The organism is Ottowia beijingensis (assembly GCF_013423955.1).
Lineage (GTDB): Bacteria > Pseudomonadota > Gammaproteobacteria > Burkholderiales > Burkholderiaceae_C > Ottowia > Ottowia beijingensis.
Window position 1 is genome coordinate 3,279,280 of sequence record NZ_JACCKX010000001.1, and the last position, 15,108, is coordinate 3,294,387.

A 15,108-nucleotide genomic window follows, 5' to 3' on the forward strand; every position below is an offset into this window, starting at 1 on the left:
GTAGCGCGCCTGGAGTGATCAGCAGTTGGCGTTCTGGTCGACGCGCTGAGATACGCCCTGATGGATTTGGAGAGTGGCCTTGTCGCTGTTCGGCGGCGTCACGATGGCGCGCACGTCCCAGGTCGTGGCTTCGCAAACCGAATTGCCGTCGCCGGATACGCCACCCATGCGGATGCTGCCGCCGCCGCAGGCTTGGTCGTCCGGGTTGGCGAGGTCGAGTTCACTCAGGCGAATCGGCCGCTTCTGCAGGCACTCGGGCATGGGAATCTCGACGCTGAACGTGGAGCCAGCCTGACCGCTGTTGTTGATGTCCACAGTGATCGTCCTGGGCCCTGGTTGCAGGGCGAAGTCGGTGCTGATGATCTGCTCGACGGCCACTCGGCCCGCCGCATCGGCTTCCTTCTGTATCTGCATGTTGCCCACCAGCTTGGTGTTGACGTTGGTGACCTTGATGGCCGAAGCCACGATCAGCATCAGCACCACGAGAAAGATCATGGCGACCAGCAGGGTGGCGCCTCGCTGTTGCTGCCGGGTCGCTTGAAGGCGGTTCATGTTCATGGCAACTCCCGAATGCCCGAGTCGTTGATCAGGCGCGCCACCGTGCTGAAAGCGTGGCGCTTGTAGTTGTCGTCGAAACGACCGACCTGCGGATGGGCCAGGCCGAGCGCGTAGGTTCGTTTCTTTTCTTCCGCTGCCCATCCGGGGCTCGGCTCCGTGTTGCGGGCCAGCAGGTGGACTCGCACGGCCATCACGTTGAGCCAGTTCTCGTCGGCCTTGGTCCAGTCGTACGCGGGGCTGGTCTGTGGGCAGGTTGCGACGTCAATCTCAGTCGACGGTGGCGCGCCCGGGGCGCTGACATAGCAGTCGGGCGACCCGTTGTGGTCCATATCGATGCCGTAGTCGAACTGCAGGTCATCAATGCCATCGACCAGCGGCGAGATGACCATCGAACCATTGATGAACTCGGCGACCTTCAGCGTGGGGATGGTGTCCTTGCCGCACTCGTTGCAGTCGCTGATGAAATAGATGCGATGCACCAGCTTGCGCAGGCTGGCCAGGTTGCTGCTGCTGCAGTCCTTCTTCCGCAGTTCGAACTTGGGCGCAGCACTGTCGCCTCCGGCTGGGTCGGGGGCAGCAGGGGGCCGGCCTCGAACGACAGCGGGTCGTCCTCGCAGGTCGAAACCTGGATGTAATGCTCGCCAGGTTGTGCCGCTACCGGGGCCAGCACTTCCGACGACGCCCGCGTGACCAGCAGCATGCCCGTGCCGGTTTTCACGTTGGCGCCTGAGGCGGCGGAGGCCAGGCAGGAAGGAACGTCTGTCAGGCCGACGACGGGCAACGGGACTTTCTGCGGGCTGCCTGCCGTGCTGGTGTAGCCCAGATCGGCCGTGTTGGCTGGACATGCGGCTGGCATGACACGGTCCCAGCTCTGGATGCCGGTCTGGCCCTTGAAGCCCGCCATCTGGATGTCGTTGACCAGGGTCTCCAGCGCATAGCGGCCGTTCTCGATCTGGCGGGAGCTCTTGTCGAGCTCCGAGCGGTTGGTGACCGACGAAATGATCAGGCTGACAAGGACGGTGAGCAGTACCAGCCCCAGTGCAATCGCCACCATCAGCTCCACCAGCGTGAAGCCGCGTGCAGCGCGCTGGCGCCCAAGGTGTCTGGCTTGGCAGCGCGGGCTCATGAGAGATCTCCAATCTGTACCTTGGTCGTGACGACGCGGTGCAGGCGGTCGTCGTCACCATAGGCGCCGTGGCCGCACGGGAAGGGCTCGGCACCGGACTCGCCGTCGATGGTCGGTGCCACGGTGGCAACCAGGCCCTGCCAGGACACCGCGATCAGGTAGGTGTTGTTGGCTGGGTTATCCAGCGTGATGCAGCCGATGGCGCCGATCATGGCGCCCACCTTGTCTGTGCCCAGCGTCTCGGCCTCTCCCTTGATCTGGTTGTCCCAGCTGGTAAGGTCTGCCGCGACCTGCGCCTTTTCCTGGTCGCTGCCTGTGGTGCAAGCGGGTACGCCGGTGTTGCCCTTGCCCGTGCCGAGTTCGACCCCGGTCTGGCCGTTGGAATAGCAACTGGCCACCTTGCGGTTGGCGTCCAGGCGCGAGGCCATGTCCTGCGCCAGTTGGAGCGCGCGGATGCGCTGGAAGGACTCCAGTTCCGTCATGTTGGCGCGGCTGCTCACACCGGCCAGTCCCAGCAAACCAAGCATCAGGATCAGCAGGGTCACCAGGACTTCGATCAAGGCGACGCCGCTTTGACGGCGGTGGTATGGCGCGCAGGTCATGTGCAGGCTCCTTGGTGCTGGTCGGCATGCCGCTCAATGTCACGGTGATGCAGCGTTTATCGACACCCGAGATGGCAGGTTCGGGTTCCACCGTGAACTTGGTGGCATTGGTGGTGGATCGGCCATCGCGGCCGTAGGTGAGCTTGCCGAGACCGCCCGAGTCGGTGATCTTCAGGTTCTTGTAGCCCGCCTGACTGCCGAACACATGGGTGCCGTCGGTGACTTGCCAGCCGTCATTCCAGGCGTTGCCCTTCTTCTCGAAGCTGACGCTGCTGTTCTGCGAGATGGCCTGGTTGCGGGCAAGGCTGAGCGACGCCATCAGATCGAACGACGCGTTGCGGATGCGCTGGTTGGCGACGAACCCTCGGAAAGACGGCGCCGCCAGGGTAGCCAGGATCGCAATGATCGAGATGACGGTCATCAACTCGATCATGGTGAAGCCGCGGGCGCGGCGCAGTGTGGGCTTTACCAGCATCCTGCCACCCCTTGTCGCCTGTGGCTGTCTTGGTGCCAGCCTGGTCCAGCGTCAACACTTTGCAGTCCGTGTCGTTGGTGGCCTGGCTGCCCTTGGGCGTAGCGGTCACCGTAAAGGCGGGCGGCTTGGCATCGGCTATCGACGCGGTCGTGATCGTGTAGGCGTTGGCGACCTTGGCCGGCTCACTCATGCCCAGGGCGGACATGTCGGCCGCAAAGCTGCGCGCATCCAGCAGATAGCGCTGCTGGCGGCTGGCCACTTCCTGCATGAACGCCTGGGCTGCGGCGCGGTTGGTGCGCACCACATAGGCGTTGTACGAGGGCAGCGCTATGGCCGCCAGGATGCCGATGATCGCCACCACGATCATCACTTCGATGAGCGTGAAGCCAGCTTGGAAACGACGGTGGGTGCGCATGAGTTAATGGCTATCGATAAATTGATTCCAGTCGAATTTATCGATTGCGCGCGAAAGGCGAGGAGATATGTCGCGCCGTGCCTAAGTGCCGACCAGCGGTAAATGTAACAAGACGAACGGTAAGAAACAGCTGAAGTTAATACCTTGGCATGACGTGAATACTCCCTGTTTGATAGCGAGGGGAGTATGTGTGGTGGGCGCTTCCGCCGCCCCATGCGTGTGGAGACCGAGTCTGCGCCTGGAAAGACGGTCGCACGCATGTAGCAAGATGTTGCGGATCGCGCGGCGACGGAAGAAGGGTCGCCGGATGACGACGGGGCGACGGCGAGGGCCTACCGCGTGGGGCCGGCGCGTTGACGGTGAGCGGCGTGCATGAAGGTATGGCGGACAGATGTATACTCCCCATCCACCTGTCCGCTAGCGCCCTCATGACGGGCGCTGGCGTGTGATACTCCCCGTTATTGGGCGGTCAGTTGCCCAACCGAGCGCGATGTCGGGCGATCTGCGCCTTGACTTGCGCCGGTGCCGTGCCGCCCAGGGTGTTGCGCGCTTCCAGGCTGCCGCGCAGGCTGAGGACGTCGTAGACGTCCTTGTCGATGGCGGGGTGGAACTCCTGCAGCACCTTCAGCGGCAGTTCCGACAGGTCGCAGGCGTGCGATTCGGCGGCCTTGACGGCGTGGGCCACGGTTTCGTGCGCGTCGCGGAAGGGCAGGCCCTTCTTCACCAGGTAGTCGGCCAGGTCGGTGGCGGTGGCGTAGCCCTTCTGCGCGGCGGCCTGCATGGGCTGCGGGTTGACGGTGATGCCGCCTTCCTTGGCGCCGGTGGCCGGGTTGGGCTGGCCGCCGATCATCTCGACGAAGATGCGCAGCGTGTCGCGCAGCGTGTCGACGGTGTCGAACAGCGGCTCCTTGTCTTCCTGGTTGTCCTTGTTGTAGGCCAGGGGCTGGCCCTTCATCAGGGTGATCAGGCCCATCAGGTGACCGACCACGCGGCCGGTCTTGCCGCGCGCCAACTCGGGCACGTCGGGGTTCTTCTTCTGCGGCATGATCGACGAGCCGGTGGTGAAGCGGTCGGCGATCTTGATGAAACCGAAGTTCTGGCTCATCCACAGGATCAGCTCTTCGCTGAGGCGCGAGATGTGCACCATCACCAGACTCGCGGCGGCGGCGAATTCGATGGCGAAGTCGCGGTCGCTCACGGCGTCCAGGCTGTTCTGGCACACGCAGGCTTCGCCTTGGTCATTCACCATGCCCAGCGTGCGCGCCACGCGCTCGCGGTCGAGCGGGTAGGTGGTGCCGGCCAGCGCGGCGCTGCCCAGCGGCAACTGGTTGACACGGCGGCGCACGTCGCCCATGCGCTGCTCGTCGCGCGCGAACATCTCCACATACGCCAGCAGGTGGTGCGCAAAGCTCACCGGCTGCGCCACCTGCAGGTGGGTGAAGCCGGGCAGGATGACGTCGACGTTTTCTCGGCCACCTCGACCAGCGCCGATTGCAGCTCGCGCAGCAGGCCGGTGATCAGGTCGATCTCGCCGCGCAGCCACAGGCGGATGTCGGTGGCCACCTGGTCGTTGCGGCTGCGGCCGGTGTGCAGGCGCTTGCCGGCGTCGCCCACCAGCTGCGTCAGGCGCGCCTCGATGTTCAGGTGCACGTCTTCCAGGGCCAGCTTCCACTCGAACGCGCCGCTCTCGATTTCAGAGCTGATGGTGGCCATGCCACGCCGGATGGCGGCCAGATCGTCGGCGCTGATGATGCCCTGCGCGGCCAGCATGTCGGCATGCGCCAGGCTGCCCTGGATGTCGGCCGCGGCCAGCCGCTTGTCGAAGAACACGCTGGCGGTGTAGCGCTGCACCAGCTCGCTCATGGGTTCGCTGAACAGGGCGGACCAGGCTTCGGATTTCTTGTCGAGTTGGTTGGATGACATCGCAATAAAGAGAAGAATTTGGCACCCGTCGACGGACGGCACGGTGCGGAGGATGAACGTCAGGCAGCGCGGCCTAAACTGTGCGGCAGCCTTTTTGTCGATCACAGCGCATGTCACCTCCACCATCGAAGGGCCGCGGAGCAGGCCAAGCCAGGACGCCGTGGCCGGGGTCTGCCCGGCCACCGGCGTCGTCCCCTGGGGAGACGTGAAAGACTCTCAAATTCTATCGACCTTCACCGAGCGCACGCTGCCGCGCGCCCGGGCCAAGGCCGCGCCGGTGCTGGTGTTCGACGCCTGCCAGGTGGGCGTGATCCTGCGCGCCGTGCTGTATGTCGAGGTGGTGGTCGCCGTCGGGCTGATGTATGTGGCCAGCGGTGTGTCCGACTGGGTGAGCCGCGTGGCGCTGATCACCGGCGGCGCGCTGCCCGCCACGCTGCTGTGGCTGGTGGTGGGCTGCAGCCTGAAGCGGCCGCTGGCGCGCCTGCCCTGGGCGCTGCAGATGGGCGCCGGCGTGGTGCTGGGCGCGCTGGCGGGGCTGTATGCCTGCGGCACCCTGGCGCTGCTGGGGATGACCGGGGCTTCGCCGCCTTGGCTGGCCAGTGCCTGCACCGGCGCGCTGCTGGCCGCGGGCCTGGTGGCCGGGCTGGCCTGGCGCGTGCGCGGGCGCACGCCGGCGGCCACCACGGCGCGGCTGGCCGAGCTGCAGTCGCGCATACGCCCGCACTTTCTGTTCAACACGCTCAACACCGCGATCGCCCTGGTGCGCGAAGAGCCGGCCAAGGCCGAGCTGGTGCTGGAGGACCTGTCCGACCTGTTCCGCCATGCGCTGGCCGAGCGCGACGACAGCTCCACCGTGGGGCAGGAGATCGAGCTGGCGCGCCGCTATCTGGAGATCGAGCAGGTGCGCTTCGGCCCGCGCCTGCGCGTGGAGTGGTCGCTGGACGAGCGCGCGAACGCCGCGCGCCTGCCGCCGCTGATCCTGCAGCCGCTGGTCGAGAACGCCGTCAAGCACGGGGTGGAGCCCAGCGCCAGCGGCGCGCAGGTGCGCATCTCCACGCAGCTGCGCGGGCAGGTGGCGCTGATCAAGGTGACCAACACCGTGCCCGCGGGGCAGGGCCAGGCCGGCCACGGCATCGCGCTGGCCAATGTGCGCGACCGCCTGCGGCTGCTGCACGACCTGCAGGGCGGCTTTCGCACCGCGCTGGCGGGCAATGTCTATCAGGCCCGCATCGAGGTGCCGATGCCTGCCAGGGGGAGCGATGACGCTGCGTGTGCTGATCGTGGACGACGAGCCGCTGGCGCGCGCGCGCCTGCGCGTGCTGCTGGGCGACTGCCGCGAGCCCGCGGCGCTGCCCACCGGCGAGGCCGACAGCGCCGCCCAGGCGCTGGCACTGGCGCAGCACCAGCCTTTCGACGTGGCGCTGGTCGACATCCACATGCCCGGCGCTGACGGCCTGCAACTGGCCGCCGCGCTGCGCGACGTGCCGCACCCACCGCTGGTGGTGTTCGTCACCGCGCACGCCGAGCACGCCGTGCAGGCCTTCGAGGTAGAGGCGGTGGACTACCTCACCAAGCCCGTGCGGCGCGAGCGCCTGCAGGCGGCGCTGCAGAAAGTGGAGCGCCTGGCGCAGCTGCAGCCTGCGCGAGAAGCCGATTCGGCACCGGACTGGCTGGTCATTGCCGAACGCGGCCGCACCGTGCGCGTGCCGCTGGCCGAGGTGCTGTACCTGAAGGCCGAGCTGAAGTACATCACCGTGCGCACCGCCGAGGCCAGCCACCTGCTGGACGGCAGCCTGAGCCAGCTGGAAGACAAATACCCCGAGCGCTTTTTGCGCATCCACCGCAACGCGCTGGTGGCGCGCCACGCCATCCGCGCCCTGGTGCGGCACCACGACGCGGAAGAGGGCGAAGGCTGGGCGGTGCGCCTGGCCGGCGTCGACGAGGTGCTGATGGTCTCGCGCCGCCAGGTGGCGGCGGTGCGCGAGGCGCTGGGCGAGTGAGGGTGTGCGGCTCGCGCGGCCGGGCGGTGGGTGACGGCTGGCGGCGTGCTGGAGAGGCTTGTCGCCTGGCGGCGGTAACGATCGGGCTGCATGTGCGGCGCTCGCGCCTGCAGCGATAGCGCGAATCGAGGGGAGGGTCAATATACTCCCTGCATGCCTATCCGATAGCGCCCGGTGGACGGGCGCTAGATTCATATACTCCCCATATTCTCTTCTGAGCGGCTGGGTGCCGGACTGCGCGATGAGGGCGCTCGGCCCACTTTGCACACACCCCATCGCGGGCCAGCCCGCTCCCACACGGGGTGATCGCGCAGCCGCTGGCAGATCGACGGCCCGGCCGCGCCGCATGGCCCGCCACCCACGACGCCGCACACGCCATGCGCCGCATGCGCTGCAGCCGCCGCCACGCATCCGCTAGCATCCCAGCCCATGTCTTCCCCGCAAATCACCATCGCCACCCGAGAGTCCCGCCTGGCCCTGTGGCAGGCCGAGCACGTCCAATCCCTGCTGCGGGCGCGCGGCCACGCCGTGGCGCTGCTGGGCATGACCACGCGCGGCGACCAGATCCTGGACCGCACGCTCAGCAAGGTCGGCGGCAAGGGCCTGTTCGTGAAGGAGCTGGAAACCGCGCTGGAAGAAGGCCGCGCCGACATCGCCGTGCATTCGCTGAAGGACGTGCCGATGGAGCTGCCCGCCGGCTTTGAGCTGGCCTGCGTGATGGCGCGCGAAGACCCGCGCGATGCCTGGGTGTCGGCCGGCTGCGCCACGCTGGCCGACTTGCCGCCCGGCGCCGTGATCGGTACATCCAGCCTGCGGCGCACCGTGCTGCTGCGCGCGGCGCTCTCGAAAATGCAGCGCCTGGACGTGCGCATCGAGCCGCTGCGCGGCAACCTCGACACGCGCCTGCGCAAGCTGGACGAGGGCCAGTACGCCGGCATCGTGCTGGCGGCGGCGGGCCTCAAGCGCCTGGGCCTGGGCGACCGCATCCGCCACATCTTCAGCACCGACGAGATGCTGCCGGCGGCGGGGCAGGGCGCGCTGGGCATCGAAATCCGCGCCGGCCGCGCCGATCTGGCGGGCGCGCTGGCCCCGCTGGCCGACCAGACCACCTGGCTGGCCGTGGCCGCCGAGCGCGCCGTCAGCCGCGCCATGGGCGGCAGCTGCTCGATGCCGCTGGCCGCGCATGCCACGCTGGCCGATGGCGTGGTGCACCTGCGCGCCGCTTGGGGCGACCCGGAAGGCGCGCCGCGTCTGGTGACGGCCGAAGGCCGCGCCCCGGTGGCCGATCTGGCCGCCGCCGCAGCCCTGGGCGAGCGCGTGGCGGCCGAGCTGCGCGCCGGCGGCGCGCATTGACCGCCATGCCACCGCCCGTGCTGGTGACCCGCCCCGCGCGCGAGGCCGAACGCTGGGTCTTGCAGCTGGCCGGGCGCGGCATCGGCGCCGAAGCCTTCGCGCTCATCGACATCGTGCCCGAGCCCATGGCCGGCGACTTGGCGGACGCGCGCACGCGCCTGGGCGACTACCACGCGGCCATGTTCGTCAGCGGCAATGCGGTGGATGGGTTCTTGCAGCCAAATCAGGCTCTGGCGCCCGTCCAGCAAGTGCTGGCAGCTATTGATACCAGAGCGTGGTCGCCCGGCCCGGGCACCACCGCCGCGCTGCTGCGCGCCGGCTGGCCGGCCGCGCGCATCGATGCGCCGGCCCATGATGCGCCGCAGTTCGACTCCGAATCGCTGTGGGCGCGCGTGGCGCCGCAGGCCGGGCCGGCACGCGCGTGCTCATCGTGCGCGGTGGCGGCGCCGATGGCGTGGCGGCCGGGCGCGACTGGCTGGTGGCGCAGCTGGTGGGGGCCGGTGCGCAGGTTGACCAGGTGGCCGCCTACCGCCGCCTGCCGCCCCAGCTGAGTGCCGCGCAGCAGGCGCGCGCCCGCGCGGCGGCGGCCGACGGCGCGCTGTGGCTGTTCAGCAGTTCCGAGGCCATCACCAACCTGTGCCAGTGCCTGCCCGGCACCGACTGGTCGGCCGCGCGCGCACTGGTCACGCACCCGCGCATCGGCGATGCCGCGCGGGCGGCCGGTTTTGGCGCCGTGCACGACACCCGGCCCACGCTGGAGGCGGTGGCCGCGTCGATAGAATCCTTGAACCTGGGCAACAGCAGTTGACCGCCTGCGCTCTTCAACACAGCCTCATGAACATTGACCTCTCCTGCTTCGATGGCGTTCATCTGGGGAGTGAGCGCGCTACGCACCCGATCGCACCGCCCTGGCCGCGCCATGCGGCGTTGCTCGTCTTGACAGGCACGCGCCTGTGCCGTCCTCGCGTCTTGCGTGGCACCCCGGCGCGCTGCGCTCGGGCGCGTCCAACGGCCGTTGCCAGCTTGCATGACCGCCGAGCCGACCCCCGCCTTGCCGCCCGCGCCGGCTGCACCGCCGGCCTTGCCGGCGCCGGAGGCGGCCCCATCCCCTTCCGTACCGCCGGTAGCACCGGCTCGCGCCCAGCCTGCGGCGCGTGGTGCGCGTGCGTGGCGTGCAGCCCGGCCTGGTGGCCGCCTGGCTGCTGGCGGCGGTGGGCCTCACGGTGAGCGTGCTGCTGTGGCAGAAGGTGGCCGGCATGCAGGAGCAGCTGGCACGCCAGAGTGCCGAAACGGGCAACCAGTCGGTCGAGGCGCGCACGCTGGCGCGCCAGGCCGAGGAATCCACGCGCGAGATGACCGGCAAGGTGGCCGCGCTGGAAACCAAGGTGGCCGACATGGTGGCCTACCGCGCGCAGCTCGACACCCTGGTGCAAAGCGTGGCGCGTGCGCGCGACGAGAACCTGGCGGTGGAGCTGGAAGCCGCCGTGCGCGTGGCGCAGGACCAGGCGCAGCTGACCGGCAGCGTCGAGCCCCTGCTGGCAGCGCTGCGCACCGCCGAGCGGCGCCTGGCGCGCTCCAGCGACCCGCGGCTGTCGCCGGTGGTGCGCACCGTCGCGCGCGACCTGGAGCGCGTGAAGGCCGCCAGCATCCCCGACACCGCCGGCCTGCTGTCGCGCATCGACCAGCTGCTGCGCCAGGTTGACGACCTGCCCGCCGCCAACGACGTGGGCCGCGCCAGCATGGGCAACGGCGGCCTGCGCGGCGCGCCGGCGCCGGCCCCCGAAAGCTGGTGGGCCCGCCTGTGGCACAACGTGCAGACCGAGGCCCAGGGCCTGCTGCGCGTGAGCCGTGTCGAGCGGCCCGAGGCCAGCATGATGGCGCCCGAGCAGGTGTTCTTCGTGCGCGAGAACCTCAAGCTGCGCCTGCAAGGCGCGCGCCTGGCCATCCTGGCGCGGCAGTACGAGGCGGCACGCAGCGACCTTGCGGCGGCGTCCGCCTCGCTCGGCACCTGGTTCGACCCGGCCTCGCGCCGCACCCAGGGCGCCGCCACGCTGCTGCAGCAGATCCAGGCCAGCACCAAATCGGCCGACCTGCCGCGCGTGGACGACACCCTGGTGGCCCTGGGCAACGCCGTGGCCGCCACCAACGCCACCGCCGGCGAGCGCTGAAGCGATGCGCGCCGCCCTGTGGCTCATGGGTCTGTTCGCGGCAGCGGTGGCGCTGGCGTTGTTCACGGGCGACAACGACGGCACCGTCACCATCTTCTGGCCGCCGCACCGGGTGGACCTGTCGGTCAACCTGGTGCTGCTGCTGCTGGTCGGCCTGTTCGTGCTGCTGCACCTGGCGCTGCGCGCGCTGACGGCGGCGCTGGAGCTGCCGCGCCAGGCCCGCCGCTGGCGCGCCCAGCAGCGCGAACGCGCCACGCACACCGCGCTGCTGGACGCCATGACGCAATATGCCGCCGGGCGCTTTCTGCGCGCGCGCAAGGCGGCCGAGGGTGCGCTGGCGCGCGAGCAGGCGCTGGTGGAGGCGGGCGATGCGCCGCCGCACGCCACGGCCCTGCGCACCCTGGCGCACGTGACGGCGGCCGAAAGCGCCCATGCCCTGCAGGACCACGCCACGCGCGACACGCACCTGGACCAGGCGCTGAAGACCGCCGCCCGCCCGGGCACCGCCGCAGAACTGCGCGAAGGCGTGCTGCTGCGCGCTGCCCGCTGGTCGCTCAACGACCGCGACCCGGCCGGCGCCCTGGCCCGGCTGGAAGAGCTGCCCACCGGCGCCCAGCGCCGCACCGCCGCGCTGCGCATCAAGCTCAAGGCGGCGCGCCAGCACGGCCGCATCGCCGACGCCATGGACACCGCGCGCCTGCTGGCCAAGCACCGCGCCTTCTCGCCCGAGGCCGCGCGCAGCCTGGTGCGCAGCCTGTCGGCCGAGCTGATCGGTCAGGCGCACGATCCGGGCCAGTTGCAGGCGGTGTGGGACACGCTCGACCCCGCCGAGCGCCGCACGCCCGAGTTGGCCCTGCGCGCCGCCCAGCGCCTGCTGGCCCTGGGGGCGACCATGCGGTGGCGCGCCAGTGGCTGCACCCGGTGTGGGACGAGATGCTGGCGCTGCCCGAATCCTTCTCCAGCGCCCAGCGTGTGCGGCTGGCACGCGTGCTGGAGGCGGGCATGCTCACCACCGGCGAGGCGTCCGACCAGGAGTGGCTGGCCCGCATCGAATCCGCCGCGCAGGCCAACCCGCGCGATCCGACCCTGCAGTACCTGGCCGGCATGGCCTGCCTGCACCGCGGCCTGTGGGGCCGGGCGCAGATGCTGCTGGCGCAGGCGGCGCGCTCGCTGCAGGACGACGGCCTGCGTCGCCACGCCTGGCGCGCGCTGGCGCAGCTGGCCGAACAGCGGGGCGACGAAGCCGCTGCCGCGCAGGCCTGGAAGCGCGCGGCCGACGCCGGGGCCGGGTAGCCGCCCCTGTGCGCCGCGGCGGCGCGGGTCAGGGCGCCGCGTTCTCGGGCACGGGGCTGAATTCCGCCGCCAGGAATCGTTCTCCCCGTTCGAGCATGAAGTAGCGGAACGCCTCGGCCGCCGGCGACAGCAGCTTGGACAGCGTGTGCACGCAGTTCCAGGCCCGCACCACCGGCGCGCCCCGCACGTCCAGCACCGCGATCAGGCCGTGGCGCTGCTCCAGGCCGATGGTGTGCAGCGACAGGAACGACAGGCCCATGCCGGCCATCACCGCCTGCTTGATGGTTTCGTTGCTGGACATCTCCATGGCGGTGCTCACCGTCACGTGCTGCGCTTCCAGGAACTGCTCGAGCGCGGCGCGTGTGCCGGAGCCGCTTTCGCGCATCAGAAAGGGCTGATCGCCCAGCTGCCCCGGCAGCACCGTGCCCGCGTGCACCAGTGCATGCCCCGGCGGCGCCACGAACACGTGCGGGTGCGCGGCGAAGGGCTCGGCGCGCGTGGCCAGCTCCTTGGGCGGGCGGCCCATGATGGCAATGTCCACCTCGCCGGCGTGCAGCAGCGCCACCAGCTGCTCGCGGTTGCCCACGGCCAGGCGGATGTCCACGCCGGGGTGCTCTTCACGAAAGCGCGCCAGCAGCTTGGGCAGGAAGTACTTGGCCGTGCTCACCATGCCGATCACCAGTTGCCCCAGCTCCACGCCCTTCAGCCGCGCGGCGGCATCCTCGGCGTCCTTCAGCGTGGCCAGCATGCGGCGCGCGTAGACCAGCATGTATTCGCCCGCCGTGGTCAGCGCCACCTGGCGGCCCGAGCGGTCGAATAGCGGCAGGCCGACATGGGCTTCCAGCTCCTTGACCTGCATCGTCACCGCGGGCGGGGTGAGGTGCAGCGCCTCGGCCGCGCGGGCAAAGCTGAGGTGGCGGGCGACCTCGCTGAACACCCGCAGCTGGCGAAAGGTGGCGTTCCTCATTCAGTGATTTCTGAACCCATTGATAAGAAAATGTGAATTTACCTTACTTAAGTGAGTTTTTATATTTCACGCCATCGACGTCCCACCGACCGATCCACAAGGAGCCCCCGATGTCCGCCGCCACCACCGAAGGTCAGATCACCGACGCCAAGAAGCGCTACAGCGCGGGCGTGCTGAAGTACACGCAGATGGGCTACTGGATGCCCGACTACGTGCCCAGCGACACGGACACCATCTGCCTGTTCCGCATCACGCCGCAGGACGGCGTGGACCCCGAGGAAGCCGCCGCCGCCGTGGCCGGCGAATCCAGCACCGCCACCTGGACGGTGGTGTGGACCGACCGCCTGACGGCCTGCGACAGCTACCGTGCCAAGGCCTACAAGGTGGAGCCGGTGCCCAACAACCCCGGCCAGTACTTCGCCTGGGTCGCCTACGACCTGATCCTGTTCGAAGAAGGCTCGATCGCCAACATGACGGCCAGCCTGATCGGCAACGTGTTCTCGTTCAAGCCGCTGAAGGCCGCGCGCCTGGAGGACATGCGCATCCCCGTGGCCTACGTCAAGACCTTCAAGGGCCCGCCCACCGGCCTGGTGGTCGAGCGCGAGCGCCTCGACAAGTTCGGCCGCCCGCTGCTGGGCGCCACCACCAAGCCCAAGCTGGGCCTGTCGGGCCGCAACTACGGCCGCGTGATCTACGAAGGCCTGAAGGGTGGCCTGGACTTCATGAAGGACGACGAGAACATCAACTCGCAGCCCTTCATGCACTGGCGCGACCGCTTCCTGTACGTGATGGACGGCGTCAACAAGGCCAGCGCCGCCACCGGCGAGGTGAAGGGCAGCTACCTGAACATCACCGCCGCGACGATGGAAGACATGTACGAGCGCGCCGAGTTCGCCAAGGACCTGGGCAGCGTGGTCGTCATGGTCGACCTGGTGATCGGCTGGACGGCCATCCAGAGCATGGCCAACTGGTGCCGCAAGAACGACATGATCATGCACATGCACCGCGCCGGTCACGGCACCTACACGCGGCAGAAGAACCATGGCGTGAGCTTCCGCGTGATCGCCAAGTGGCTGCGCCTGGCCGGCAGCGACCACCTGCACACCGGCACCGCCGTCGGCAAGCTGGAGGGCGACCCGCTCACCGTGCAGGGCTACTACAACGTCTGCCGCGACGCGTATACGAAGACCGACCTGCCGCGCGGCCTGTTCTTCGACATGGACTGGGCCGATACCAAGAAGGTCATGCCCGTGGCCTCCGGCGGCATCCACGCCGGCCAGATGCACCAGCTGCTGGACCTGTTCGGCGACGACGTGATCCTGCAGTTCGGCGGCGGCACCATCGGCCACCCGCAGGGCATCCAGGCCGGCGCCGTGGCCAACCGCGTGGCGCTGGAGGCCATGGTCAAGGCCCGCAACGAAGGCAAGGACATCAAGAACGAAGGCCCGCAGATCCTGAAGGACGCCGCCAAGCACTGCGGCCCGCTGAAGGCCGCGCTGGATACGTGGGGCGACATCAGCTTCAACTACGCGAGCACCGACACCAGCGACTACGCGGTGACGCCGGCGGTGGCCTGACCCCAAACCCCAACAGCCGGACGCAGAGGACGCAGAGGTTTCGCAGAGGACGCAGAAGAAACACAGAAATTCTTTGCTGGTGTCTACGGTTGCATTCCATTGAATCTTCTGCGCCTTCTGCGAAACCTCTGCGTCCTCTGCGTACGGACTTCTGACCCTTTTCTCCGAGCCCCAAAGGAGCGCCCATCATGATGACCAACCCCACCGGCCGCCTCACGCAAGGCCAGTTCAGCTTCCTGCCCGACCTGACCGACGCCGAGATTACGGCGCAGATCGAATACGGTCTGAACAAGGGTTATGCCTGGAGCGTGGAATACACCGACGACCCGCACCCGCGCAACACCTACTGGGAGATGTTCGGCATGCCCATGTTCGACCTGAAGGACGCCGCCGGCGTGCTGGGCGAGCTGAAGGACTGCCGCAAGGCCTTCCCCAACCACTACATCCGCCTGATGGCCTTCGACTCGACGCGCGGCGTGGAAAGCATCGCCATGAGCTTCATCGTCAACCGGCCGAAGAAGGAACCCGGCTTCGGCCTGGTGCGCCAGGAGGTGCAGGGCCGTTCGATGCGCTACACGGTGCACAGCTACGCCACCGACAAGCCCGAGGCCGAGCGCTACTGAGCGTTCTGGCCCCCTCTCCCCGGGCAGG

10 protein-coding genes and 6 pseudogenes are annotated in these 15,108 nt (G+C 69.0%); 8 read left to right on the forward strand and 8 right to left on the reverse strand.

Annotated features, from left to right (window positions below; genetic code table 11):
• Positions 1–18 precede the first annotated feature (18 nt).
• From H0I39_RS16290 to argH, 7 genes and pseudogenes are all read right to left on the reverse strand, one after another.
• Positions 19–558, reverse strand: coding sequence for a pilus assembly PilX family protein (locus H0I39_RS16290; RefSeq protein ID WP_180551185.1), 540 nt, complete (start codon positions 556–558; stop codon positions 19–21).
• Positions 555–1,037, reverse strand: coding sequence for a PilW family protein (locus H0I39_RS16295; RefSeq protein ID WP_180551186.1), 483 nt, complete (start codon positions 1,035–1,037; stop codon positions 555–557). Before H0I39_RS16295 ends, H0I39_RS16290 begins: the two co-directional genes overlap by 4 nt.
• Positions 974–1,684 carry a PilW family protein gene (locus H0I39_RS16300; protein ID WP_180551187.1) on the reverse strand — a complete coding sequence of 237 codons (711 nt, stop codon included), beginning with the start codon at positions 1,682–1,684 and terminating at the stop codon, positions 974–976. Before H0I39_RS16300 ends, H0I39_RS16295 begins: the two co-directional genes overlap by 64 nt.
• Positions 1,681–2,286 carry a type IV pilus modification protein PilV gene (gene pilV, locus H0I39_RS16305; protein WP_257645846.1) on the reverse strand — a complete coding sequence of 202 codons (606 nt, stop codon included), beginning with the start codon at positions 2,284–2,286 and terminating at the stop codon, positions 1,681–1,683. Before pilV ends, H0I39_RS16300 begins: the two co-directional genes overlap by 4 nt.
• Before the next feature lie 88 nt (positions 2,287–2,374).
• Positions 2,375–2,761: pseudogene (locus tag H0I39_RS24235) on the reverse strand (GspH/FimT family pseudopilin); the annotation flags it as partial.
• Positions 2,762–2,870: 109 nt separating this feature from the next.
• Positions 2,871–3,176 (reverse strand): annotated as a pseudogene (locus tag H0I39_RS24240) (type IV pilin protein); the annotation flags it as partial.
• Between the two features lie 469 nt (positions 3,177–3,645).
• A pseudogene (gene argH, locus H0I39_RS16320) lies at positions 3,646–5,099 on the reverse strand (argininosuccinate lyase).
• Between the two features lie 568 nt (positions 5,100–5,667).
• Between argH and H0I39_RS24650 the strand changes: the two are divergent.
• From H0I39_RS24650 to H0I39_RS16350, 6 genes and pseudogenes are all read left to right on the forward strand, one after another.
• Positions 5,668–6,009 (forward strand): annotated as a pseudogene (locus tag H0I39_RS24650) (sensor histidine kinase); the annotation flags it as partial.
• A 349-nt stretch (positions 6,010–6,358) separates the two neighbouring features.
• Positions 6,359–7,099, forward strand: a complete 741-nt coding sequence (locus H0I39_RS16330) for a LytR/AlgR family response regulator transcription factor (protein ID WP_180551189.1) — start codon at positions 6,359–6,361, stop codon at positions 7,097–7,099.
• Positions 7,100–7,528: 429 nt separating this feature from the next.
• Positions 7,529–8,452: a hydroxymethylbilane synthase gene (gene hemC / locus H0I39_RS16335; protein WP_180551190.1), complete on the forward strand. Its 924-nt coding sequence runs from the start codon at positions 7,529–7,531 to the stop codon at positions 8,450–8,452.
• A 5-nt stretch (positions 8,453–8,457) separates the two neighbouring features.
• A pseudogene (locus H0I39_RS16340) lies at positions 8,458–9,260 on the forward strand (uroporphyrinogen-III synthase).
• Positions 9,261–9,606: 346 nt separating this feature from the next.
• Entirely contained in the window at positions 9,607–10,620 is a 1,014-nt protein-coding gene (locus H0I39_RS16345; protein ID WP_373368310.1) for a uroporphyrinogen-III C-methyltransferase, read from the forward strand.
• A 4-nt stretch (positions 10,621–10,624) separates the two neighbouring features.
• Positions 10,625–11,913, forward strand: a pseudogene (locus H0I39_RS16350) (heme biosynthesis protein HemY).
• Between the two features lie 28 nt (positions 11,914–11,941).
• Here H0I39_RS16350 and H0I39_RS16355 read toward each other — a convergent pair.
• On the reverse strand, positions 11,942–12,880 hold the full coding sequence (locus H0I39_RS16355) for a LysR family transcriptional regulator (protein ID WP_180551191.1): 939 nt from the start codon (positions 12,878–12,880) through the stop codon (positions 11,942–11,944).
• A 110-nt stretch (positions 12,881–12,990) separates the two neighbouring features.
• Between H0I39_RS16355 and H0I39_RS16360 the strand changes: the two genes are divergently transcribed.
• Positions 12,991–14,457, forward strand: a complete 1,467-nt coding sequence (locus tag H0I39_RS16360) for a form I ribulose bisphosphate carboxylase large subunit (RefSeq protein WP_180551192.1) — start codon at positions 12,991–12,993, stop codon at positions 14,455–14,457.
• Positions 14,458–14,645: 188 nt separating this feature from the next.
• Entirely contained in the window at positions 14,646–15,080 is a 435-nt protein-coding gene (locus tag H0I39_RS16365) for a ribulose bisphosphate carboxylase small subunit (protein WP_180551193.1), read from the forward strand.
• Positions 15,081–15,108: the final 28 nt, after the last annotated feature.